The 317-nt window shown below is 75.4% G+C and carries 1 pseudogene; it reads left to right on the top strand.

Annotated elements, in window-relative coordinates:
* A pseudogene (locus tag PUR71_RS08755) lies at nt 1–317 on the top strand (electron transfer flavoprotein subunit alpha/FixB family protein); the annotation flags it as partial.

Genomic DNA, 317 nt, shown 5'->3' with positions numbered 1-317 from the left:
GTCCGCAAGCCGGCCCTGGAGCTGCTGACCCTGGCCCGCCGCATCGGCGAGCCGTCGGCCGTCGTCCTCGGTGCCGGTGGTGCCGCGGCCGACATCGCCGCCAAGGCCGCCGAGTTCGGCGCCGCCAAGGTGTACGTCGCCGACGGCGCCGAGTTCGCCGACCAGCTGGTCGTCCCCAAGGTGGACGCCCTGGCCCAGATCGCCAAGACCGGCGCCCCGGCCGCCGTCCTGGTCACCTCGTCCGGCGAGGGCAAGGAGATCGCCGCCCGCGTCGCCCTGCGCCTCGGCTCCGGCATCATCACCGACGCGGTCGACCT

It is taken from the genome of Streptomyces sp. SP17BM10 (assembly GCF_036322405.1).
Taxonomy (GTDB): Bacteria; Actinomycetota; Actinomycetes; order Streptomycetales; family Streptomycetaceae; genus Kitasatospora.
This window is presented reverse-complemented; position numbering and strand designations above follow the sequence as displayed.